This window comes from Acutalibacter muris (assembly GCF_002201475.1).
GTDB lineage: Bacteria > Bacillota > Clostridia > Oscillospirales > Acutalibacteraceae > Acutalibacter > Acutalibacter muris.
The window spans coordinates 107,268-128,464 of record NZ_CP021422.1; the positions used below are offsets into that span (position 1 = coordinate 107,268).

A 21,197-nucleotide genomic window follows, 5' to 3' on the forward strand; every position below is an offset into this window, starting at 1 on the left:
CAATATAGCGAAGGGCCGGGCTATTGGAGGAAAACAAACATGAGACGAGTAAAAAAACCGGTATTCTTTGTGGTCCTTGTCCTGATTGCCGCCTTGGTATACACCTCCCTTTTCGGAGTGTATGGGCAGAACGGCGACTTCAAGGTCACCTATCTTAAAGGGGCCCAGGATATACGCTGGGGCATCGACATACGCGGCGGCGTAGAGGCCACCTTCAGCCCGGCGGAGGGGATAACCGCCACCAGCAGCGAGCTGGAGAGCGCAAAGCAGATAATCGAGACCCGTATGGTGGCACAGAACATCACGGACTATGAGCTTTATACCGACGAGGCCAATAACCGCATAATCGTGCGTTTCCCCTGGAAGTCCGACGAGACGGACTTCGACCCGGAGAAGGCCATAAACGAGCTGTCCGCCACGGCCATGCTCACCTTCCGCGAGGGCATGGAGTATGAGACCACAGAGTATGGCGAGGGGGGGCAGGAGATACACAAGACCCCTGCGGGCACCACCGCCGAGACCGTCCTCCTGGAGGGCGCGGACGTTGTAAGGGCCCAGCCCGGCGTGCAGCAGGACCAGAACACTGGCGCGACCCAGTATGTGGTCCAGCTGGAGCTGAGCGAGGAGGGCAAGGAGAAGTTCTCTGAGGCCACCGGCAGGCTCACGGGCAAGGTCATCTCCATCTGGATGGACGACGTCATGCTCTCCTATCCCACCGTGAACGAGCAGATAACCGACGGCAACGCCGTTATCTCCGGCTCCTTTACCAGCGAGGAGGCCACTACTCTTGCCGCCCAGATCCAGGCGGGCGCGCTGCCCTTCGCTTTGGAGACCTCTAACTTTAACTCCCTGGCCCCTACTCTGGGCAGCCAGGCGCTCAATGCCATGCTGATGGCGGGTGTTATCGCTTTTCTTGTTATAGCGGTGCTGATGATAGTCTGTTTCCGGCTTCCCGGCGTGGTGGCGGTCATCAGCCTTGCGGGGCAGATGGGCATATGCTTTGCGGCGGTATCCGGGTTCTTCCCCAATATGAACTCCTTTACCATGACCCTGCCCGGCATAGCGGGCCTTATCCTCTCCATAGGCATCGGCGTTGACGCAAACGTCATCACCGCAAGCCGCGTGCGCGAGGAGCTCAATAACGGCAAGACTCTGGACGGCGCTTTAAAGAACGGTTTCCAGAGCAGCTTCTGGGCCATTTTTGACGGTAATATCACCACGGCCATTGTGGCCATCATGCTGATGATGGTCTTTGGGCCCAGCAACATCCTCTCTATGATATTTGGCCAGTCCACCACCGGCTCCATCTTCTCCTTCGGCTTCACCCTGCTAGTGGGCATTATTGCCAACTTCATTATGGGCGTGTTCGCTACCCGCCTGATGACCCTGTCCCTGGCGTCCTTCAAGCCCTTTAGAAAGAGCTGGCTGTTTGGCGGGCCAAAGGAGGGCCAGGAGCCAAAACGGGATAAGCGCTTCAGCTTCTTTGGCAATCGCAGGGCCTACTACACTATCTCCGCCGTGGTCCTTGTGGCGGGGCTTATCGCCAGCCTTGTGATGGGGCCGAAGCTGGATATCCAGTTTGCAGGCGGCGCTATGATTCGCTACAATGTCGAGGGCGAGGGCTATAACAGCGAGTCTATTGCAAGCACCATCTCCGACAAGATGGGCTTGGACAGCTCAGTGTCCGTCAATAAGGACATCACCACCGGCCAGGACAGCGTGACAGTCTCCTTTGCCGGGAACAAGAGCCTGACCCCTGACCAGCAGGCCCAGGTGGCGGAGGCGCTCAGCGAGGCTTATGACCAGGCCACCTTCACTCTGCTGGAGTCTAACTCCGTTGACGCCACCATGGGCGCCAAGTTCTTCCAGAAGTGCATGGTCTGCTTTGTGCTGACGGCCGTGCTGCTGCTGGCATATATCGCACTTCGCTTCAAGAAGATCGGCGGTCTGTCGGCGGGCCTGACGGCCATAGTGGCGCTGCTGCACGACATTATCATTGCCTTCTGCATTTTCGTGATATTTGGTATGGCCATCAACGATATCTTTATCGCCGTGGTGCTGACCCTCTTGGGCTACTCGCTGAACAGCACCATAGTCATCTACGACCGGGTGCGTGAGAATAAGCGTAAGCTTGGCCCCCGGGCCGAGTTTGTGGACACCATGGACCTGAGCCTGAACCAGACTTTGGGCCGCACGGTGCTCACCTCCCTTACCACCTTCCTGGCGCTGGTGGTGGTGCTGGCGGTGGCCGGCGTGTTCTCCATAAGCACTGTGGTGTCCTTCTCCCTGCCCATGATGGTGGGCGTTGTGGCGGGCTGCTTCTCGTCACAGTTTATCGCGCCCAACCTCTTTGCGGCGTGGCAGGTACGCAAGGCTGATAAGAAATAATCCAGAATTTGACATTACAGAAATTGCCGCAGGAGCGAAGGCTCCGGCGGCAATTTTTCCGTATAAACCCGCGTGACCGGGCGAAAAATAGGACAGAAAGGAGGAGGATGAGCATGAACATTATCGATAGGATCGCACTTGCGCTGACCGTCATCGGCGGAGTGAACTGGGGCCTTGTGGGCGTGTTCCGTTTCGACCTGGTGGCATGGATATGCGGCGGGCAGACCGCCGTAATTTCCAGGATCATCTATACCCTGGTGGGCATCTCGGCTCTATGGTGCCTGGCGCTGTTATTTAGGGACTGGGACAGCGAAAAGGATATGAGCGTGGCGCACAGTGCACGGTAAAAAGAAAGGCCAGCGTTAAAGCTGGCCTTTGCCTTACATAATTATATGTGCTCCTCAAGCCAGCCGAGTACGTCCTGATAGACCTCCTCTTTGCCTATCTCGTTGAGCACCTCGTGGCGCATACCGGGATAGAGCTTCAGGCGGACGCTCTGCACCCCGGCCTCCCGCAGCCAGCCGGCCACCTGCTTTGGCCCCTCGCCATAATTCCCTACCGGGTCCTGGTCCCCAGCAAGGAGAAATATCGGCAGGCTTTTCGGCACTCTCCGGGCCCACTCCAAAGAGCTTATCTCCATCAGCCCGGTGAAAAGATCGTAGTATCCGGCGGCGGTAAAGGGGAAGTTACAGAGAGGGTCGGCCTCAAAAGCCCTGCATACCGCGTCGTCGGTGGACAGCCAGGCGGAGTCGTTTACGGGGATTTCGATGCGCTTATTATAGCCGGTGGAAGCCAGCTTGCTGATGCGCTCGCCTCTGGAGCGTGGGCCCATCAGTTTCATCTGAGCCGCCGCCACGGCCTTACCAAGAGCTACCCCCGGGTTCTTGCCCATGGTGCCGCAGATAATGCAGCCGGAAAGGCGATCTCCATAACGGGCGATAAAGGACCGGCTTAAAAAGGAGCCCATGCTGTGGCCCATAAGGAGGACAGGCAGGCCAGGGTGCCGCTCCACGGCCTGATCCATCAGGGAGTTCAGGTCCTTGACCACGCACTCCCAGCCGTTTTTATCGGCAAAATGCCCCTTTATCTGGGCGGAACGGCCATGGCCGGCATGGTCGTTCATATAGACCGCAAAGCCGTTTTCAGCCAAAAATCGGGCGAAATGGTCATACCGGCCGCTGTGCTCGGCCATTCCGTGGGCGATGACTATGACTGCCCTGGGCTCGGAGTCCTCCTCCACCCAGCTCCGGGAGAAGATCTGCCCCCAGCCGCTGGAGGCGGGGCGGAACCCTTCTTTTACTTCCATTATAGACCCTCCTTAAAATCAATTTAGAATAAATCCAGAACGTGGCAGGGCTTGCGGTAGAACACCTGCTCCAGTGGAGCGGACGGGTTGGAGACGGCTATGCCGGGGCTCAGCTCTATGCTGGAGGTGTCCCTTGCGCCGCCCAACAGGACCGACAGATCGCCAACGTCCATGGTTATGTCCGGGTCGGAGCCGGTGCGCTCCACCTGGTTTTCTGCGCCCTGGGCGAAGGTCAGGGAAAAGGTATCGTTATTCTCGGGAAGGATACCGTCGGTGACCTTTATCACGAGGCTTCCCTGGCCCTTACAGCGGCAGAGCTTTAAGAGCGCCTCCGCGTTCACCGCCCGAGCCATGCCGTTTAGCGCCGGGGAATACTTCGTGGAGGTGAGCTCCGGCAGCAGGGCGGTAAGGTCCAGATGGGCGGGGACCGAGAACTCTATGGAGTCAAAGTTGGCAAGGAAGGAGGCATACACAAAGTTCAAGAGGCCGGTAAGAGCCGTAGCGTCGGCAAAGAGCAGGGCATTGGGCAGGCTGAAGTCGGGGTAGCAAACAAGGCTGTTCCCCACCCGGCTGCAGACCATAAAGGCCCTGGGCTCACCGGAATTGCAGCGCCAGAGGAATATCCAGCGCTTTGAAGTTAGGAGCTTATCACCCTCCAGGTCCTTGTCGAAAGAATCCCGCAGGCAGGAGAAGTTAGTATCGCCGTACCTTCTGTTGTATATGTCCAATAGAGGGCTAAGGTCGTCCCCAGGGAAAAGCTGCTCTACCGTACCGCCCGCATTGGGCAGGCGCTTAAGGTCCGCAAGCTCCACCCTCCAGCGCAGGCTCTGTCCGGCGGGGGCAAAGCCGAACTGCCGGTAATAGGCGGTGCTGAAGGGATAGAGATGGGAGAGGGCATAGCCCTTATCATACATATCCCTGAGTGCCAGCTCCATGCAGGCGCGGATAGCCCCACCCCGGCGCTGGGCAGGCAGGGTGGCCACGCCCCCTACGCCGCCCATCTTTACCGTATGGCCGTCAAAGCGGGAGGTTTTGTTGTTGATGACGATGGAGCCCGCCAGCGGGCCGTCCTCTGTGAGGAACGCGCCGTAAAGGTCCTCTTTTGGGTCGTATTTATCGGTTTTTGCCTTTTCCAGCTCCTTCTCCTGCTCAAACACGCCCTCAAAGGCCACGGCCATTACCCGTCGGGCCTGCCAGTATTCAGAGGGCTCCAGCTTCCTTGCAAACATAGTATTTTCTCCTTAGTGAAATATTTATACATTAAATCTGAACAACACAATGTCGCCGTCGCGCATGACGTACTCCTTGCCCTCTGAGCGCAAAAGCCCCTTATCCTTGGCAGCGGCCATGGTTCCGCACTCCATCAGCTCGTCAAAGCCGATGACCTCGGCCCGGATGAAGCCCCGTTCAAAGTCCGTGTGTATCCTCCCCGCCGCCTGAGGGGCTCGGGTGCCCTTCTTGATGGTCCAGGCCCGGCACTCGTCCTTACCCGCCGTCAGGAAGGAGATGAGCCCCAGCAGGGAATAGCAGGCCGTAATCAGCCGGTCCAGGCCCGACTCCGTAAGGCCCATGTCCGCTAAAAACAGCTCCTTCTCCTCGGGGGCAAGCTCTGATATCTCCGCCTCTGTCTGGGCGCAGATGGGCAGCACGGCGGCGTGCTCCCGCTCGGCAGCCTCCTGCACCGCACGGAAGAATCTGTTTCCCTCTACGCCGCTTTTAAAGTCCTCCTCAGAGAGGTTTGCGGCGAAGATTATGGGCTTGTTGGTAAGCAGGGACACCGAACTCAGCAGCTCCGCCTCCTCCTCGTCACATTCCACGCTGCGGGCGGACTGGCCCGACTCTAGGGCCGCCCGGACCCGCTCGAAGAAGTCCAGCTCCCCCTGATACTTCTTATCGGCCTTTAAAAGCTTTCTGGTCTTGTCAAGGCGCCGGTCCAGCACCTCAAGGTCGGAGAGTATCAGCTCAAGGTCAATGGTCTCTATGTCTCTTTGGGGGTCAATGCTCCCCTCCACGTGGACGATGTCCCCGTCCTCAAAGCAGCGCACCACGTGCACCACCGCGTCCACCTCCCGAATATTCGAGAGGAACTTGTTCCCAAGCCCCTCGCCCTTGGAGGCTCCACGCACCAGCCCCGCGATGTCCACGAACTCTATAGTGGCCGGGGTGAACTTATTTGGCTCGTACATATCCCGCAGCTTTTCCAGTCTCTTGTCCGGCACGGCGACCATGCCCACGTTGGGCTCGATGGTGCAGAAGGGATAGTTTGCGGACTGGGCCCCAGCGTTAGTGATGGCGTTAAAAAGCGTGCTCTTGCCCACATTGGGCAGGCCGACGATTCCTAGTTTCATATTTCCCAAAACCTCTTTCATAAAAACTCACCCTAAGTATACCACAAAGCCGCCGCCTTTTCAATCGTATTCCGAAAAAGAAAGAGCCGCGCAGCTCATAGAGCTGCGCGGCCCGAACTATTCAGCTTTAAGTATTTGCTCGCCTTAATGAAGGTTACGGATTCGCGGCGTTAGCAACAGCGGTGAAGGTGAAGGAAATGGTAGCGCCGAAGGTGTCGCCCTCAGTCCAGGCAGTGGCGGGGGCATCTTGAGCAGAGCCATCAAACTGGAAGAGATAGACAGGCTTTGCACCGCCTGTGGCATCAATCTGAGTATCAGTCAGAGCCTTGCCGGCTTCAGTCTTGGCATCGGACAGCTTAGTGGTAGCAGGAGAGGCCAAGGTAGTCTCGGTCCCCGCACCAGCCACATAGTTGAAGTTAATGATGGCTTCCTTCGGAAGCTCTGTGCCGCTAGTGGTAAGAGTGTCCACCAGTTTAGCTTCCTCAGAGTTCTCATAAGCATAAATTGTGCCGCCTACAGAAAGCTTGAAAGCGCTCAGGTTCTCGATCTTCTGTATAGGGCTGACGATCTGGCTCTTGCTGGTGTCAGTGATGTTGAGATCTGTGTTGGCAACGTCCAGACGATAGGGGTTGACTACGAAGCCAACAGCCTCGGGAACCTTGACCTTGATGGTGGCTGCCTGAGTGGCTGAACCGACTTCGATCTCGTAGACTCCCTCGCCCTCAAGGTCAACCTGACCAGAGGTGGCGAAAGCAGTCAGGCCCATGGACAGGACCATTGCGCCAGCCATAACGGCTGACAGAACTTTCTTGAATGTCATGATGAACATCCTCCTAAATTAAATTTATTACTATTGGGATTACCCCACAATAGCCTGAATCAGTTAGAGGCGGAGCTTGAGGACTTCGCGTACTGCGCGCCCACATGAAGGTTCATGGTGACCGATATCTGGGAGTGCAGGGTCTTGTGGTCGTCCTCAACGGTGGTGAAGAACAGTACGGCGCTGTGGTCGCCGTCGGGCAGGGCTGTATTAAGCTCTATCTTGTCAAGGGCCTGGCCGGGCTTCAAAAGGCCGGAAAGGAAAAGCTGCTCGTCAATGTTGCTGCCGTTATACATATCAAAGTACATATCGTATGTATTCTCCGGGGCGTTGGCAAGGTAACACTTGAAATCCTTGCCGTTGACGCTGTAAGCGTCCGCTTCATACTCAAGGACCATGCTGCCCTTTGCCACCTTGGCGGCCATGTCGTCCAGGGCCTTCTGCAAGGCGTTCTCGTCCCGGACCACCGTCGTGCCCTCGGCATAGCCGAGCTCCGGCGCGTCCCCACCGTCCTCTGTTGGCTGTTCCTGATTAAGGAAGTGGAACGCCAGCGCGCCGCCCGCGGCCACCAGGACGATTATCACCAGGACCAGGAGTAGAATGATCCGTTTTTGATTATTAGCTGTTTTTGTTTCTTCTGCCATTCAGAAATTATCCTCCTAAGATATTGGGGCGTAACCTCTAGGGGTTACTTGCAAGAAGCGCCAGCTGGCGCTTCTTGCAAGTAACCTCTAGGGGTTACTTGCAAGAAGCGCCAGCTGGCGCTTCTTTAATTCTTACACTAATTACTTCGGCGGGAAATGAGAAAAAATAAGATGTGTTTCCAGTTTTTTTAAAATTTTTTTCTTTTAGAGGTCTAAGTCCCAAAATCCGGAAACTCCAGGGCCATAAGCCAGCAGTCCACCCTTTTGCCGTCGTGCAGTTCGTGGGCGGGCAGCAGCTTCACTTTTTTAAACCCGCAGGCCTCATAGCAGCGTATGGCCCGGGGGTTATCGGCGTGGGGGTCAAGGACGACGGCCTGTGCGCCGCGGGCCTCCCTTAGGTAGCCGCAGATAAGCTTAATAAACCGGCGGCCTATGCCCTTTCCCCAGAGCTCCGGCTCGCCGATGAACTGGTCTATGCCGAAGGTCTTAAGGTCCCGGCGGTCATAGCCGTACTCGGTAAAGCCCTCGCTGTCTAAGGGGTAGAACTGGAGATAGCCTATATCCCGCCCGCCGTATTGTACTATGCACCGGGTGGTGGGGTCGGCGTCCTCGTAGAACTCCTCCCGTATGCGCCCGGGGGTGAATACCTCGTGGGAGCCCTCCCAGTATTCCAGCACACGGGGGTCTTTAAGCCAGCGAAGGAGCAGGGGCGCGTCGGACGGCTCTAATAAGCGCAGGGTGACCATATTATATTTCCGTAAACTGCATAAGAAAGCCGTGGGGCAAAAGCTTTCCTATGAGGCGGTAGAGCTTATAGAAGAAGCTGTTGGTATAGACCAGCTTGCCGCGCTTTGCGGCCTTTAGGGAGCGGGCGGCCACCTCCGGGGCGCTGACCCGGGGCAGCTTGTCTATAAGCCGTGAGCGGCCCTCGGGGACGTTTGCCACCCTCCAGAACTCGGTGTCCATTGGGCCCGGGCACACGGCCAGCACCTTTATGCCCCGGGGCCGCAGCTCGTCATGCAGGGCCTTTGACAGGGAGAGCACGAAGGACTTTGTGGCGGCATAGACGGACATACGGGGGGTGGGGGCAAAGGCCGCGATGGAGGAGACGTTTATGATAAGGCTGTCGTCCAGCATATAGGGCAGGCAAAGACGGGTCATCCCCATAAGGGCCCGGCAGTTAAGGTCCACCATGTCCGTCTGGGCCCGGCGGTTGGAGGAGAAGAAGTCCTCACACTTGCCAAAACCCGCGTTGTTTATAAGCACCTTTATCTCCGGGGTATTCTCTTTAAGAAGCTGCTCGAAGATGTCCAGGCTCTCCTCCTCTGAGAGGTCCAGGGAGATGGCGGCGATGGTCTTGTCCGGGTGCTCCCCGGCAATCTCCTTTAAAAGCTCCTTGCGCCGTGCTATGAGCCAGAACGCGTCCACGCTGGGATACTCCGCGATCACCGCGTTTATATACTCCCTCCCAAGGCCGCCGGAGGCCCCGGTTATCACTGCTGTTACCATTGCTGTCTCTCCTTTCATGGACCGCTTTTGTACTAATATATAAATTGTACGACATCCCGGGCCCGCCGTCAAGTAGAAGAATGGGGAAGAATATTTACAAATATATCTTTCTTTTGGGGGCAAAGCTGTGATATAATAGAAAAAACAACGTAAAAATGCAGAGAGGATGTTTTAATTTTGAAAAAAACCATGTGTTTTATAGCGGCCCTGCTTCTCATAGCGGCCCTGCCCATAGGGGCGCAGGCCGAGGCCTGGACCGGGGTGGACTTTACCCTCGAGGCCCCGGAGAACCTTTACCAGCTGGGGCCGAGCCTTGAGGAGACCGACCCCGCCTGGGCCCTGGCCGGAATCGGGGACGCGGCGGGCAAGCTGGAGGAGTACAGGGAAATGGGGGTGCTGGTGAACTTCCTTTCAGAGGACGGCGCCACGGATATCTCCGTCATGAGGAAGGAGTCCGAGGAGGGCCAGCGGATATTCGACCTGCGGCTTATGGAGGAGGGCGACAAGGCCAAGTTTCTGGACGGCCTTGCCAAGGCCGGGGACGAGAACGTGACCATAGACAAGGGCTGGTTTGAGAATAAGGCGGGGCTTTTATTCTATCGGATAAAGATAGACGTGGCCGGAGAGCAGGAGATGCACGAGCTCATATACGGCACCATCATGAACGGCTACTCGCTGAACCTTGACATACACACCATAGACGCGGCCATGACCCCGGAGCAGGAGGAGCTGGTGCGGCAGATGGCCGACTCCATGGTGTTCACCAACATTTTGGAGAAGCCGCCGGAGGACTACAGCAAGGCCGTCAACACTCTGCTTTTGATGGTGCTGATGCTGGCGGCGGTGGCCGGGCCTCTTATCTATGTGCCTATCAAGAGCAAGCGGGACAAGAAGAAAAAGGCGAAGCTTGCCGAGCAGCTCTCGGAGTTCCACAAGGTAAACGGCAGGGATACCGCCCACGGCGAGGCCGCCTTTATCAACGAAACCGACTGCACCAGGGAGGCAATACGGCGCTTCAGCTTCTATCAAGCCTATGTGAAGAATGTGGGCGAGGTGGTCTTCGGGGCGCTGCTGTGCGTGGTGACCGTCTGCGCCGCGTTCCTGATAGACTCGGTCTGGTGGATAAAGCTGGCGGCGGTGGCCGTGACGGTGTACTATGCCTATAAACTCATAGGTATGCAGGGGGCCGTTGAGAAGATACAGATAAAGGTCCACAGCCAGGGCACCAGCCAGACTGCCCACTATACCTTCTATCCCGACGTGTTCCGGGTGTCGGGGATACAGTCCGCCAACGTGGTGCCCTATTTCCAGATAATGGACGTCAGAAAATGCGGCCAGTACCTCTATCTGTACTATGGCCCCGACAACGCCTACCTGGTGGACACTTACGGCTTCAAGCTGGGCGAGAGCGGGGAATTTGAAAAGTTTATCCGGGGAAAGATGCAGAAGCAATAAATTTTCCCGGGGCCTTTGCGACTTTACTATAGGAGAGCCTTCCTATTATATAAAGGAGCTGAGACAGATGAAAAAGCTGGGATTTTACGCGGTGATAGTTACAGCCCTGGTGTTTGCCCTATGGTTCTGCACAAAGGACGGCATGAAACCCGACGAGGCGGCGGCCCCGCCAGTGGATTCGGTGGGAGCGGTGCTGCTGGAGAGCCGGTCCATGGGCCGCAGGGTGCGGGTGGAGGACCCGGAGGACATTGGGCGGCTGAGCGAAACCTTGAGCACCCTGTCCGAGGAAAACGGCGTTATGGTGGACCTTAACGAGGACTTTCCCGAGCATATGCGGGACTGGACCCTCGAGTGGCTTTCCCGCGAGGGGGAGAGCCAGGCCCTGGTGGAAATAAGCCGCGTGGGCACGGTGTTCCGGGGGGACCAGTGCTTCAACCTCCTGGGCGGGGAGATCTTTAATATGGACTACCTCCGGGGGCTTTTGCTGGGGCTGCCGGAGGACAGCGGAGGGAAGTAATAATACTGAAGGAAAGGAAGATAGAAATGGAGAAAAAATCACCCATCGGCATTATAGGAGCAATGGAGGTGGAGGTCAACAGCATAATAGCAAAGCTGAGCGGGGAGGAGAGCGATTCTATAGCGGGGCTGCTGTTCCACAGAGGTGAGCTTGAGGGCGTCCCGGTGGTGGTGGCCGAGTGCGGGCCCGGAAAGGTAAACTCGGCAGTCTGCGCCCAGATAATGATACTGAAGTATAGCCCAAGGCTCATAATAAACACCGGGGTGGCAGGGGGCGTGGGCGTGAAGATAGGAGATCTGGTGGCCGCCGAGTGCTGCGTGCAGCATGACTTTGACACTACCGCCATGGGTGACCCTCTGGGTACGCTGTTCCTCCGGCGGGGCGGTGACAGCGAGGATATCCTTAAGCTGCCCTGCGACAGCGGGGCCAGGGAGGTGCTCCTTGAGGAGGCCCGGAGCATATACGGCGGGGCCCATGCCGGCGTTATCGCCACAGGGGATATTTTCGTGGCGGACAAGGAGAAGAACCGCTGGCTGGGGGAGAAGTTCGGAGCCAGGGCCGTGGAGATGGAGGGCGGCAGTATTGCCCAGGTGTGTTATATGAACAAGGTCCCCTGCGCGGTGCTGAGGGCCATCTCCGACAGCGCCAACGATGACTCGCCGGTAGACTTTCCCTCCTTTGCCAAGGAGACGGCTGAGAAGAGCGCGGAGCTCCTTATAAGAGCGGTGCGGAAGCTCTGAGCGAGGGTAGGGCATTATGAGAGAGATGGAACAGATGGCCCTGTCATACCTGGGGCGGAATCCTATACTCTGTATGGACATGGTGGAGGCCCTGCGCCGGGGGGACGGCGTGGTAAGTGCCGTGCGCACGGACGGGGTGCTGATAAGCATACCCAGAAGCGGAGCGTACCTGCTGGCGGCGGGGGATACGGCGGCAGCCGAGGCCCTGGGAGGACTTATCCGGGGAGCCAGACAGCTGGCGGTGCATGACAAAGATAACGCCCAGCTCCTGAGGGACGAGCTGGGCTTCACAGCCCTGATGGAGTGCCGTGCGGCGGCATACGTGAACCCGTTTCCGCCGGGGAGCAGAGGCTTTGACCTGCTACAGGTGAAGCCCCTGGGACCGGAGCAGGAGGAGGCGCTTATGGAGAGCTTCCCCGGGGAATTTGATCGGGACGAGCTTAGAGAACGGCTCGCGGCCCGGGCGGTCTACGGAGTCCTCCATCGGAGGGAGCCCGAGGGCATAGTGGGCGTCTACCCGGAGGGAGGCGTCGGAATGCTGGCAGTGCGGCAGGATTTAGGGGAGCAGGCGGCAATGGAGCTGCTGGGAGGCCTTGTGGCCTATATTACCGGCTGGTGCCTTGATAAGTGCCTTGCGCCATTTGTACATATCCCGGTGGAGGACGGACTGCTGCTTTCGGTTTATGAACAGGCGGGGTACACGGTCTGCGAGAAGAATATGTACTGGCTGGGCTAAGCGAGGCCGGTCAAGCCGACTTCGCATAGCGAAGGCCAAGAGTTTGCTTTGCAAACTCTTGGCCTTCTACGCTTGCTAGGGGTTTGGGGACGAGAAGTCCCCAAGGTCTGTTGCCGTTGACTTGGCTGCAAGCCAAGTCGGCCAAAAAGTAAAAAAGCCCGAAGAATATGTAGCACTTTTTCAAAGAAAAAGTGCTATTTCTCTGCTTGACAAAACGAACGACCGATAGTATAATAAACGAACTAACGAATGTTAGCAGAAAGGGGTCAGATATGGATACCAAAGAAAAAATCGTATGGGAGGCCCTGAAGCTATTCTCCACCCGGGGCTATGGGGCAGTGTCCGTACGGGACATCGCCGCCGCAGTGGGTATCAGGGAGAGCTCGCTATACAACCATTTTCCCAATAAGCGCGCGATATTCGACGGTATTGTGGATATCTGCTGGGCTAAAGCGGAAGAATACTATCATTCTCACGGACTTCCCTTTTCAAGCAAAGATGACCTGTCCGTGTTCCAAGGTGGCGGCCAGGAGCTGGAGGAGACCGTGCTGGAGGTGTTTCGGTTCTTCTTTGAGGATCCGTGGAACACACGGTTTAGAAGGCTGCTCACCGTCTGCCAGTTCGACGACAGCCGCTCCGGCGAGCTTTATAGGCGGCTTTACTGCCAGTATCCTGTGGAGGTCCAGGAAAAAATATTCACCGGTCTCATGGAAAGGGGCATTTTCAGGACCGGGGACCCTAGGGTGCTGGCGGAGCAGTTCTATGGCGGGGTATTCCTGCTGCTTTCGGCCGGGGAGAGCTGGGAGGAGGTCCGACCTAAAATCACTGCCCAGGTGCGGCAGTTTATAGGAGACCATAAAACCTATAAATAAACAGAAAGCCGCGCGTTTTGCGCGGCAGGGAGGTCAAGAATGAACACAATAATTATTTACAGATCAAAAACAGGCTTCACTAAAAAGTACGCCTTATGGCTGAAGGAGGACCTTGCCTGTGACTGTGTGCCCTATGAGGAGAGGGGAACAGTAGACTTCGAGAAGTACCAGACTATAGCTTTCGGCAGCGGATGCTACATCGGAAAGATAAATAAGCTTTCATGGCTGAAAAAGCAGCTGCCAAGGCTTCGGGGAAAGAAAATAGCGGTGTTTTTCACCGGGGCTATGGAGCCCGACGCCCCGGACGTGCGGCGTTTGGAGCGAGAGAACTTCACCCCGGGAGAGCTGGAGCGCATAAGGCCCTTTTACCTCCAGGGCGGGCTGAACTATGCCGCCATGAACCCCATAGACAGGTTCCTGATGGCGGGCTTCCACAAAATGCTCAGGGCCCACGCGGACTCGGCGAAAGAAAGGGTCATGCTCCAGAACCTCCAGGAGTCCTTTGACAAGACCGACAGGGAGAGCCTGAGGCCTCTTGAGGAGTATTTAAAACAGTAATAACACTTTAATAGTACCGCAGCACCGCTATGACCCTGCCCAAAAGGGACACATGGTCGGAGTAGATGGGCTCAAAGTCCGGGTTCTCGGGCTGCAGGCGCACACCGCCCGGCTCCCGGTACAGGCGCTTTACAGTGGCCTCGTCGTCTATCATGGCCACAACTATCTCCCCGTCATCTGCCGTGGGGGTGCGCTCCACTATGACGTAATCGCCGTCAAGGATCCCCGCGTCCCGCATACTGAGCCCCACCACGTGCAGGGCGAACAGTTCCTTACCGCTCTTCTGGGGGAAGGGCACATAGCCCTCTATGTCCTCTATAGCCAGTATGGGCATACCCGCCGTGACCCGGCCCAGGATGGGCACCTGGGCGGCAGGCTCCGCCCCCTCGATACGAATGGAGCGGTTGAGCCCGGCGTCCCGGGTGATATAGCCCAGGCGCTCCAGGGTCTTTAGGTGGGCGTGCACCGTGGAGGTGGAGCGAAGGCCCGTGGCGTTGCATATCTCCCGGACCGTGGGCGGGACCCCGCCGGGCATGGTTTTAACGAGATAGTCGTACACCTTTTGCTGGCTTTTCGTTAAGCCGTCCATTAGGCAGCCTCCTTTGCACGTCTTTTCAAATATATAAATCTGTTTGGAGAAAGCCGGCGCTTTTGCAAAGCGAAAGAGAAACGCTTCGCGCTTCAGAACTTCTCCGAAGGAATGCTTTGCGTATATTATAACATGGTTTATCTGAAAATGCAAAACGAATGTTTGGATTTTTTTATTTAAAATTCACCCGGAAATTCTTTAAGGATTATTCACAGCTCTTTAACAACTCCTTGTCCGCCGGAGAGTATAATAAGCTTGTAAGAAAGAGGTACCGAATATCTCTTTCTGTACATGTTCTACCCTCCTCAATAATACCCCTCAAGCAAAAAGGAAGGGCCGGCTTATGCCGGCCCTTCCTGCCTTTTTTCGCTGGCCGTATAAACCCGCTGCTTTCAGGCTAAAATACTGTTACAGAACGGCTGACACGGTGTGTTGACCGTCCAGATTACCACTGAAAGGAAGCGAATTTATGAACGGCAAACGCTTTTCGGAAAATAAGGCAAGGCGCAACGGCTTCTACCTGGCGCTGGCTGTGTGCCTGGTGGCGGTGGGCATAGCGGCCTGGAGCACCTTTGACGCGGTGCAGGGCTACATCTCCGCCACAGAGGAGCTGGAGAGCAGCAGTGCTTCCAGCAGGAGCGACGACCCCCAGGCACAGAAGTCACCGGCTCCAAGTCCACAGCCCTCCGCGGGGGCGGCAAAGCCCTCTGCGGCGCCTACAGCCACGCCCAAGCCAAAGCCCACCTATGTGCCAAAACCCAGCGACCCTCCGGCAGCGGAGAGCCCTGAGCCCGCAGATACTGAACCCGAGGAGCCCCAGGTCCCGGCAAACGCCCCTATGTATGAGATAAGCGGCGAAATGATCTGCCCTGTGAGCGGCGAGACCATACAGAAGGCCTACAGCGCCGGGGCCCCGGTGTACTCCGAGACCATGAAGGACTGGCGCGTACACGCGGGCGCGGACTTTGGGGCCCAGAGCGGCGAGCAGGTGCTGGCCTGCGGCAACGGCATTGTAAAGGAGACCTACACCGACAGTATGCTGGGTAATGTGGTGGTCATTGAGCACGGGGACTATATTTTCTCCTACTGCGGCCTTGGGGAAAACTTCCTTGTGAAGCCTGACGACGTTGTGACCATGGGACAGGCCATAGGCACGGTGACCGCCGTGCCCGGCGAGTCGGCGGACCAGCCCCACCTGCACCTGGAGGTCAGGAAGGATTCGGCCTATCTGGACCCACAGTCGGTTATTGAGGGCAAGGACTGATAAACTTAATGCTGTAAACCCCGGAACCCTCCGGGGTTTGCTTTTTTGAGGGCTAAAAGTGAGTGAGGTATATTGCGCGCGGCTTGGCAGTGTCATTAATGGATGCCAAATATAACATAGGCACCGGAAAATTATTCGGAGAAATGTTGGACAATCCTGGCTTTGCCGCGTATACTGGTATAGGGAGCCGGATTGCGAAACCAGTGCGGAACAAGTCCGAAACATTGGTTTCCTTCTTGACAGAAAGCCCTAATTGTGTTATATTGAGATAATAATAAAGTTGAGACTTCTGGGCACTGGGGGAGTGATCATTTGGAAAAGATAATGATAATCGATGACAGCCCGGTGCAGGCCGCGCATCTGAAGAACATACTGGAGAGCGACTATCAGATCACCACAGTACAGGAACCACAGATGGGGCTTAGCTACGCCAGGGAGCAGGACTTTTCGCTCATACTGCTGGATGTGGTCATGCCCGGCATGGACGGCTTCGTGCTGCTGAAAAAGCTCCAGGAGGAGGTTGCCACCAGGCATATCCCGGTAATACTCATAACCGCGCTCTCAGATATCGAGAACGAGCAGCGGGGCCTGACCCTGGGGGCAGTGGACTATATATATAAGCCTTTCCACCCGATGATAGTTAAGGCCAGGGTAAACACCCACATAAAGCTCTATCAGTACCGCAAGCAGGTGGAGTACCAGTCCATGACCGACCAGCTCACGGGCATAGCCAATAGGCGGCGGTATGAGCGCGTCAGCGAACAGAAATGGCAGGAGGCCATCAGGCTCCGGGTGCCCTTTTCCATCTGCATGATGGATATAGACCACTTTAAAAAGTACAACGATACCTTTGGCCATCCGGCCGGCGATACGGTGATCACCGCCGTGTCCGCCACGGCGGGCAGGTATCTCCGCAGGAACACGGACTTCCTTGCCAGGTATGGCGGTGAGGAGTTTGTGGTGTTTATGATGGGGGACAGCTCCAGACAAGCTTTCGAGCAGATGTGCCGCGTGCGTCGGGCTGTGGAGGAGCTGCATATACCCCACTCAGGTTCGGTTTCAGAGTGGGTTACCATCAGTGCGGGCGGGACAACCGTACTGCCGAAACGGGGAGATTCCTTTGACACCTTTTTAAAGATAGCGGACACCATGCTGTATGACGCCAAGCGGTTCGGACGCAACCGGGTGGTTTGGAATGACGAGAATATGCGGCAATTTTCCGAATGAGGTCCGTATGGCGGGTGAAGGACTATAATAAACGCCTGTGCTTTTCGAGGGCACAGGCGTTTTTGCGCTCTATAATGCGTTTAGAACAGGCGGGTGCCGCCCTGACGGGCGAGGTGGGCGATTATGGCTATCAGGAAGCCAAGGGCCGCCCCGCAGACAGCCTCCCTGATACGGTGCCCAAGGGACTCGTTGAGCTTGGGTATCAGCTCCCCCAGAGCCCGCTTGCCCTCGGGATCGTCCTCCTTCTCAAGAAATTCCACTATGTGGTTTATGGCCTTGGCATGGAGCCCCGCCGCCCAGCGCACGCCTGTGGCGTCATACATGACTATCATCGCCAGTATGAAGGAAAGGGCGAAGACGGGGGAGTTGAAGCCGTACAGATAGTACGAGGTCAGCAGTACCGAGCAGGTTAGCGCCGAGTGTGAGCTGGGCATTCCCCCTGCCCCGGCAAGGCGGTGCCGGTCGAACTGCTTGTGTTTTATGGCGTCTATCAAAGCCTTCAAGAGCTGGGCCGCAGCCCAGGAGATGACGGCGACGTTTATAAGGGGATTGGAAACGAGAAAAGAGAGGTCCATTTGGAGGTTCCTTTCAGATAGGTTCGGTACGCATTAAGTATACCCCTTTTTATACCCCCGTGTCAACACAGGCTTGCATACATTCATGGGATGTGCTAAAATTTAACGTATAAGAATATCTTGACGGGGGCGGCCATGACAAATAAAAGGAACTACGCAAAGGAGTTGGAAAGACTGATAGAGGGGCTGGGCGGCAGGACCCCTACCCTGCTTCTGCACGCCTGCTGCGCGCCCTGCTCCAGCGCTTCGCTGGAATATCTCGCAAAGCATTTTTCAATAAGCTTACTTTATTATAACCCGAATATCTCGCCTATAGAGGAGTATGAAAAGCGGCTTTATGAGCTGCGGCGGCTGGTTCGGGAGCTGTCTGTAGAGCATACTGTCAGCCTTGTCCCCTGCGAATACCGGGGGGAGGATTTTGTGCGTATGGCAAGGGGCCTGGAGGGCGAGGCCGAGGGTGGCAGGAGATGCAGGGCCTGCTATAGGCTGCGGCTGGAGGAGGCCGCCCGGGCCGCTAAAGAGCGCGGCCTTGAATACTTTACCACCACTCTGACCATAAGCCCGCTGAAGAACGCCGCGGCCATCAACAGGATAGGCGAGGAGCTGGCCGAAAAGTACGGGGTAAAGCACCTGCCCTCAGATTTTAAAAAGAAGGACGGCTATAAACGCTCCATTGAGCTGTCGAAGGAGTACGGGCTGTACAGGCAGGACTATTGCGGGTGTGTGTACTCCAAAAGGGAGCGGGACAGAAGAAATAAGGAGAGGACTGATAAGCTTGCCGGTAATCCATAAGGGCGCAGAGTACCGGGCGGCCGACGCCCACGCCCATATCTACCATGAGAAGATAGCCGAGAAGGCGACCGCGTCGGTGGGGGCCTTCTACGATTTAAATATGGACAATGTAGGCCTGCCCGCCGTACTTCTGGAGCAGGGGGAGGGGGCCGGCATAGACAGGTTCGCCGTCTGCTCGGTGGCCACGAAGGTGGAGCAGGTACGCTCTATAAACGGCTTTATCGAGGGCGAATGTAAAAAGCACCCGGAGTTCGTGGGCCTTGCCGCCTGGCACCAGGATATAGAGGACATAGAGGGGGAGATGGACGACATAGAGCGCCGGGGGCTCCGGGGCATAAAGCTGCACCCGGACTTCCAGGAGTTTCAGATAGACGACCCGAAGCTTATGCCCTTCTACCGCGCCGCCCACAGGCGGGGCCTGCCCATACTGTTCCATACCGGGGACAAGCGCAAGGACTTCTCCTCGCCCAGGCGGCTTGCAAGGCTGCTGGACAGACTGCCGGAGCTCTGCTGTATCGCGGCACACCTGGGGGGCTATACCGAGTGGGAGGCGGCCAGGGAGTGCCTGAAAGCACCCAACGTATATGTGGACACCTCCAGCTCCATAGCCTTTATAGGCCGTGATGAAGCTCTTAAGAGCATATACCGCTTTGGTATAGACAGGGTCATGTTCGGCACGGACTTCCCCATGTGGAGGGCCTCGGAGGAGCTTGAACGCTTCTTCGGGCTGGGTCTCTCAGAAAGCGAGAACAGGGCCATATTGTACGGCAATTTTGCCCGGCTCTATAAGCTTGATAAAGATGGATGAAGCAAGGTTTCTGGCGGCCTGCGGACAGGCCCTGGAGGATAACCGGCGGGCCGGGATCGGGACCCTTGGAGAAAAGACCTTACACGCCGCACTGAAGCGCTACTTTGAGCCCGATGAGCATTTCCGGGAGGTGGCAGTGGGAAGGTACGTGGCGGATATAATGAGCCCTGGCGGCATTATAGAGATACAAACCGCCGGCTTCGGGCGGCTGCGGGAGAAGCTGAGCTTTTTCTTAGAGCACTACCCGGTCACTGTTGTATACCCTGTGGCGGGGCTAAAGTGGCTCATAAGCATGAGTGGGGAGGGGGAGCTCTCCAAAAGAAGGAAAAGCCCCAAGGCCGGGGGAGCCTGGGAGCTTCTTATAGAGCTTTACAGTATCAGGGAGCACCTGCAAATCCCCGGGCTCAGCTTCTGCGTGCCGGTGCTGGAGGTGGAGGAGTACCGCCTGAGAGACGGGAAAGGACGCAGGGGCTATACGCGCTTTGAGCGGATGCCCATAAGGCTGATGGAGGAAATATGGGTGAGGGGGCCGAAGGACCTTCCTCTGCTGATGCCGCCGGGTCTGCCGGGGGAGTTTACCGCAAAGGAGTTCCGCACCTGCGGGGGCTTTTCCAATATGCAGGGCTCCCTGGCCCTTTCTGCCGCCCGGGCGCTGGGGGCGGTGGAAATGATTGGGAAGAAGGGCCGGGCGTATCTCTACAGGCAGGTCAGAGCTTGAGGATATTGTACCGCGCCGCCACGAAGGACCAGTTCTGCTGGAAGGGGCGCATAAGGTTCCAGTAGCCGCCGCCCACAAGGCTGAATTCGTCCATCAGGTTATACTTCTGCTCTATACTGCGCACATCCTCGAACCAGACCACGTGGGAGAGGCCGTCACGGTAGTAGTTGAAATACGGCGATTGGGCAGTGGAGTCGAACTGTATAAAGGCCCCCTGCCTGCGGGCGATATCTATGGCGTACTCGTTGCCTATGGCTGTGGCCCGGGTCACCCCCCGTTCAAAGGGAAGTATCCAGTCGTAGCCGTAGTTGGGCAGACCCATCTGTATCTTGGCGGGGTCTATGACCGAAGCGCCGTACTCCACCACCCGGCGCATCTGGTTTAAGGGGGCCACAGCCATGGGCGGGCCGTAGGTATAGCCCCACTCATAGGTCATCAGCAGGACGGAGTCGGCAATCTCCCCGAGGGCTCTATAGTTGTGGGACTCATACAGCAGCCCTTGCTGGGCGTCGGAGGCCTTGGGAGCCAGGTCCACGTGCAGAAAATGTCCGGCGCCGTGCAGCTTTCCGGCGGCGTTCTCAAGAAAGCTCAGATAGGCGGCGCTGTCCTGGGGCTCTATGAACTCGAAGTCGACGTCAAGCCCCTCATAGCCCTTCTGGTCCATGACGGCAAGAATATTCAAAAGCACCCGGTCCTGGAGTGCCCTGTCGTTAAAGAGCTGGCTGGCCCGCTGGGAGTTGAAGTTGCCGTCCTCGGTTATGGAGGAGAGAAGCATCACCGGGACCGCCCCATACTCCCGGGCCAGTGCTATCAAGGGCTGGTCGTCTGGAGTGAGCAGCCGGCCCTCGGGGGTGAAGCCGTAGCCGAAGATGGTAAGGTATGTAAGGTACGGCAGAGCCCGGCGCAGTATGTCCGTGCTTATATAGTCATAGGCGTAGCCGTTGACAGTGACACGGCGGCGCTTGCCGGCTGTGAAGTGTATGACCACCTCCTGCCCCACGTGAAGGGTGGGCAGGAGGGCCAGCTGGGGGTTGTTTTGCAGCAGAACCTGGACCGTCACGCCGTATCGGCCGGCTATGGACGAGAGGGTGTCCCCCTGCCTTACCGTGTAGGTGACCGCCGGGGTCAGCAGTAAAAGGCCCTGGCCCGGGGGCAGGGCCCTGGGGTCGGAGATGGAGTTGTCGATAATGGCACGCTGGGGGGAGACCCCAAAGCGCTGGGAGATCTGATAGAGGGTATCGCCGGGCTGAACGGTGTATATGACCATATGACCGCCTCTTTCTCTATAGAGATATGGGGTCAATTATATGCGGAAAAGATACGAAAAAGAC

At 57.0% G+C, this 21,197-nt stretch carries 23 protein-coding genes; 13 read left to right on the forward strand and 10 right to left on the reverse strand.

Features of this window, described 5'->3' with window-relative positions; translation table 11 throughout:
* Nucleotides 1-39 precede the first annotated feature (39 nt).
* Together secF and ADH66_RS00525 are read left to right on the forward strand one after the other, a co-directional pair.
* Nucleotides 40-2,388: a protein translocase subunit SecF gene (gene secF, locus ADH66_RS19735; RefSeq protein ID WP_066537087.1), complete on the forward strand. Its 2,349-nt coding sequence runs from the start codon at nucleotides 40-42 to the stop codon at nucleotides 2,386-2,388.
* 119 nt (nucleotides 2,389-2,507) lie between these two features.
* Complete coding sequence (locus ADH66_RS00525) at nucleotides 2,508-2,735, forward strand: DUF378 domain-containing protein (RefSeq protein WP_084384605.1); 228 nt, start codon at nucleotides 2,508-2,510, stop codon at nucleotides 2,733-2,735.
* 41 nt (nucleotides 2,736-2,776) lie between these two features.
* On the opposite strand, the gene ADH66_RS00530 is transcribed toward ADH66_RS00525, so the two are convergent.
* The 7 genes from ADH66_RS00530 to ADH66_RS00560 all read right to left on the reverse strand — a co-directional run bounded on the left by ADH66_RS00530 (nucleotide 2,777) and on the right by ADH66_RS00560 (nucleotide 9,015).
* Nucleotides 2,777-3,694: an alpha/beta hydrolase gene (locus ADH66_RS00530; protein ID WP_066537078.1), complete on the reverse strand. Its 918-nt coding sequence runs from the start codon at nucleotides 3,692-3,694 to the stop codon at nucleotides 2,777-2,779.
* A 23-nt stretch (nucleotides 3,695-3,717) separates the two neighbouring features.
* Nucleotides 3,718-4,923, reverse strand: coding sequence for a GNAT family N-acetyltransferase (locus tag ADH66_RS00535; RefSeq protein ID WP_066537071.1), 1,206 nt, complete (start codon nucleotides 4,921-4,923; stop codon nucleotides 3,718-3,720).
* Nucleotides 4,924-4,947: 24 nt separating this feature from the next.
* Entirely contained in the window at nucleotides 4,948-6,042 is a 1,095-nt protein-coding gene (gene ychF, locus ADH66_RS00540) for a redox-regulated ATPase YchF (protein WP_066541757.1), read from the reverse strand.
* A gap of 154 nt (nucleotides 6,043-6,196) precedes the next feature.
* Nucleotides 6,197-6,862 carry a hypothetical protein gene (locus ADH66_RS00545; protein WP_066537070.1) on the reverse strand — a complete coding sequence of 222 codons (666 nt, stop codon included), beginning with the start codon at nucleotides 6,860-6,862 and terminating at the stop codon, nucleotides 6,197-6,199.
* Nucleotides 6,863-6,921: 59 nt separating this feature from the next.
* Complete coding sequence (locus tag ADH66_RS00550; RefSeq protein WP_066537068.1) at nucleotides 6,922-7,506, reverse strand: hypothetical protein; 585 nt, start codon at nucleotides 7,504-7,506, stop codon at nucleotides 6,922-6,924.
* 212 nt (nucleotides 7,507-7,718) lie between these two features.
* Nucleotides 7,719-8,252, reverse strand: coding sequence for a GNAT family N-acetyltransferase (locus tag ADH66_RS00555; RefSeq protein ID WP_066537066.1), 534 nt, complete (start codon nucleotides 8,250-8,252; stop codon nucleotides 7,719-7,721).
* 1 nt (nucleotide 8,253) lies between these two features.
* A complete protein-coding gene (locus tag ADH66_RS00560) occupies nucleotides 8,254-9,015 on the reverse strand; it encodes an SDR family NAD(P)-dependent oxidoreductase (RefSeq protein WP_066537064.1) in 762 nt (253 codons plus the stop codon).
* Nucleotides 9,016-9,192: 177 nt separating this feature from the next.
* Here ADH66_RS00560 and ADH66_RS00565 point away from each other — a divergent pair, with 177 nt between their 5' ends.
* The 6 genes from ADH66_RS00565 (at nucleotide 9,193) to ADH66_RS00590 (ending at nucleotide 13,893) form a co-directional block, all read left to right on the forward strand.
* Nucleotides 9,193-10,470, forward strand: coding sequence for a YcxB family protein (locus ADH66_RS00565; RefSeq protein WP_066537054.1), 1,278 nt, complete (start codon nucleotides 9,193-9,195; stop codon nucleotides 10,468-10,470).
* Nucleotides 10,471-10,537: 67 nt separating this feature from the next.
* On the forward strand, nucleotides 10,538-10,987 hold the full coding sequence (locus ADH66_RS00570; RefSeq protein WP_066537052.1) for a hypothetical protein: 450 nt from the start codon (nucleotides 10,538-10,540) through the stop codon (nucleotides 10,985-10,987).
* Nucleotides 10,988-11,013: 26 nt separating this feature from the next.
* Nucleotides 11,014-11,727, forward strand: a complete 714-nt coding sequence (locus ADH66_RS00575; protein ID WP_066537050.1) for a 5'-methylthioadenosine/adenosylhomocysteine nucleosidase — start codon at nucleotides 11,014-11,016, stop codon at nucleotides 11,725-11,727.
* A 16-nt stretch (nucleotides 11,728-11,743) separates the two neighbouring features.
* On the forward strand, nucleotides 11,744-12,463 hold the full coding sequence (locus tag ADH66_RS00580) for a hypothetical protein (protein ID WP_066537049.1): 720 nt from the start codon (nucleotides 11,744-11,746) through the stop codon (nucleotides 12,461-12,463).
* 272 nt (nucleotides 12,464-12,735) lie between these two features.
* Nucleotides 12,736-13,335: a TetR/AcrR family transcriptional regulator gene (locus ADH66_RS00585; RefSeq protein ID WP_066537040.1), complete on the forward strand. Its 600-nt coding sequence runs from the start codon at nucleotides 12,736-12,738 to the stop codon at nucleotides 13,333-13,335.
* A 39-nt stretch (nucleotides 13,336-13,374) separates the two neighbouring features.
* The gene (locus ADH66_RS00590; RefSeq protein WP_066537038.1) at nucleotides 13,375-13,893 is read left to right on the forward strand and encodes a flavodoxin domain-containing protein; all 519 of its coding nucleotides are present in this window, start codon (nucleotides 13,375-13,377) and stop codon (nucleotides 13,891-13,893) included.
* A gap of 7 nt (nucleotides 13,894-13,900) precedes the next feature.
* Here ADH66_RS00590 and lexA read toward each other — a convergent pair whose 3' ends face one another.
* Nucleotides 13,901-14,482, reverse strand: coding sequence for a transcriptional repressor LexA (gene lexA, locus ADH66_RS00595; RefSeq protein ID WP_066537036.1), 582 nt, complete (start codon nucleotides 14,480-14,482; stop codon nucleotides 13,901-13,903).
* A gap of 469 nt (nucleotides 14,483-14,951) precedes the next feature.
* On the opposite strand from lexA, the gene ADH66_RS00605 reads away from it, so the two are divergent.
* Complete coding sequence (locus ADH66_RS00605; protein WP_066537032.1) at nucleotides 14,952-15,746, forward strand: M23 family metallopeptidase; 795 nt, start codon at nucleotides 14,952-14,954, stop codon at nucleotides 15,744-15,746.
* Nucleotides 15,747-16,058: 312 nt separating this feature from the next.
* Nucleotides 16,059-16,973, forward strand: a complete 915-nt coding sequence (locus ADH66_RS00610) for a diguanylate cyclase (protein WP_084384333.1) — start codon at nucleotides 16,059-16,061, stop codon at nucleotides 16,971-16,973.
* 80 nt (nucleotides 16,974-17,053) lie between these two features.
* Here the strand turns inward: ADH66_RS00610 and ADH66_RS00615 are convergent, their stop codons facing one another.
* Entirely contained in the window at nucleotides 17,054-17,548 is a 495-nt protein-coding gene (locus ADH66_RS00615) for a divergent PAP2 family protein (protein WP_066537030.1), read from the reverse strand.
* Nucleotides 17,549-17,683: 135 nt separating this feature from the next.
* Between ADH66_RS00615 and ADH66_RS00620 the strand changes: the two genes are divergently transcribed.
* Genes ADH66_RS00620 through ADH66_RS00630 form a run of 3 tightly spaced genes read left to right on the forward strand, consistent with a single transcriptional unit; the run spans nucleotide 17,684 to nucleotide 19,866 of the window.
* Nucleotides 17,684-18,340, forward strand: coding sequence for an epoxyqueuosine reductase QueH (locus tag ADH66_RS00620; protein WP_066537027.1), 657 nt, complete (start codon nucleotides 17,684-17,686; stop codon nucleotides 18,338-18,340).
* Complete coding sequence (locus ADH66_RS00625; protein ID WP_157767173.1) at nucleotides 18,324-19,148, forward strand: amidohydrolase family protein; 825 nt, start codon at nucleotides 18,324-18,326, stop codon at nucleotides 19,146-19,148. Before ADH66_RS00620 ends, ADH66_RS00625 begins: the two co-directional genes overlap by 17 nt.
* Entirely contained in the window at nucleotides 19,114-19,866 is a 753-nt protein-coding gene (locus ADH66_RS00630) for a hypothetical protein (RefSeq protein WP_084384331.1), read from the forward strand. Before ADH66_RS00625 ends, ADH66_RS00630 begins: the two co-directional genes overlap by 35 nt.
* Here the strand turns inward: ADH66_RS00630 and ADH66_RS00635 are convergent.
* On the reverse strand, nucleotides 19,856-21,133 hold the full coding sequence (locus ADH66_RS00635; protein ID WP_066537021.1) for a LysM peptidoglycan-binding domain-containing protein: 1,278 nt from the start codon (nucleotides 21,131-21,133) through the stop codon (nucleotides 19,856-19,858). The genes ADH66_RS00630 and ADH66_RS00635 overlap by 11 nt on opposite strands.
* Nucleotides 21,134-21,197 lie beyond the last annotated feature (64 nt).

What these genes read in the sequence shown, in the direction of transcription:
- ADH66_RS00615 (WP_066537030.1), bottom strand. Translation starts at nt 17,548, where the DNA reads ATGGACCTCTCTTTTCTCGTTTCCAATCCCCTTATAAACGTCGCCGTC.
- ADH66_RS00550 (WP_066537068.1), bottom strand. Translation starts at nt 7,506, where the DNA reads ATGGCAGAAGAAACAAAAACAGCTAATAATCAAAAACGGATCATTCTA.
- lexA (WP_066537036.1), bottom strand. Translation starts at nt 14,482, where the DNA reads ATGGACGGCTTAACGAAAAGCCAGCAAAAGGTGTACGACTATCTCGTT.
- ADH66_RS00605 (WP_066537032.1), top strand. Translation starts at nt 14,952, where the DNA reads ATGAACGGCAAACGCTTTTCGGAAAATAAGGCAAGGCGCAACGGCTTC.
- ADH66_RS00575 (WP_066537050.1), top strand. Translation starts at nt 11,014, where the DNA reads ATGGAGAAAAAATCACCCATCGGCATTATAGGAGCAATGGAGGTGGAG.
- ADH66_RS00635 (WP_066537021.1), bottom strand. Translation starts at nt 21,133, where the DNA reads ATGGTCATATACACCGTTCAGCCCGGCGATACCCTCTATCAGATCTCC.
- ADH66_RS00555 (WP_066537066.1), bottom strand. Translation starts at nt 8,252, where the DNA reads ATGGTCACCCTGCGCTTATTAGAGCCGTCCGACGCGCCCCTGCTCCTT.
- ADH66_RS00545 (WP_066537070.1), bottom strand. Translation starts at nt 6,862, where the DNA reads ATGACATTCAAGAAAGTTCTGTCAGCCGTTATGGCTGGCGCAATGGTC.
- ychF (WP_066541757.1), bottom strand. Translation starts at nt 6,042, where the DNA reads ATGAAACTAGGAATCGTCGGCCTGCCCAATGTGGGCAAGAGCACGCTT.
- ADH66_RS00560 (WP_066537064.1), bottom strand. Translation starts at nt 9,015, where the DNA reads ATGGTAACAGCAGTGATAACCGGGGCCTCCGGCGGCCTTGGGAGGGAG.
- ADH66_RS00570 (WP_066537052.1), top strand. Translation starts at nt 10,538, where the DNA reads ATGAAAAAGCTGGGATTTTACGCGGTGATAGTTACAGCCCTGGTGTTT.
- ADH66_RS00585 (WP_066537040.1), top strand. Translation starts at nt 12,736, where the DNA reads ATGGATACCAAAGAAAAAATCGTATGGGAGGCCCTGAAGCTATTCTCC.
- ADH66_RS00535 (WP_066537071.1), bottom strand. Translation starts at nt 4,923, where the DNA reads ATGTTTGCAAGGAAGCTGGAGCCCTCTGAATACTGGCAGGCCCGACGG.
- ADH66_RS00530 (WP_066537078.1), bottom strand. Translation starts at nt 3,694, where the DNA reads ATGGAAGTAAAAGAAGGGTTCCGCCCCGCCTCCAGCGGCTGGGGGCAG.
- secF (WP_066537087.1), top strand. Translation starts at nt 40, where the DNA reads ATGAGACGAGTAAAAAAACCGGTATTCTTTGTGGTCCTTGTCCTGATT.
- ADH66_RS00590 (WP_066537038.1), top strand. Translation starts at nt 13,375, where the DNA reads ATGAACACAATAATTATTTACAGATCAAAAACAGGCTTCACTAAAAAG.
- ADH66_RS00620 (WP_066537027.1), top strand. Translation starts at nt 17,684, where the DNA reads ATGACAAATAAAAGGAACTACGCAAAGGAGTTGGAAAGACTGATAGAG.
- ADH66_RS00580 (WP_066537049.1), top strand. Translation starts at nt 11,744, where the DNA reads ATGAGAGAGATGGAACAGATGGCCCTGTCATACCTGGGGCGGAATCCT.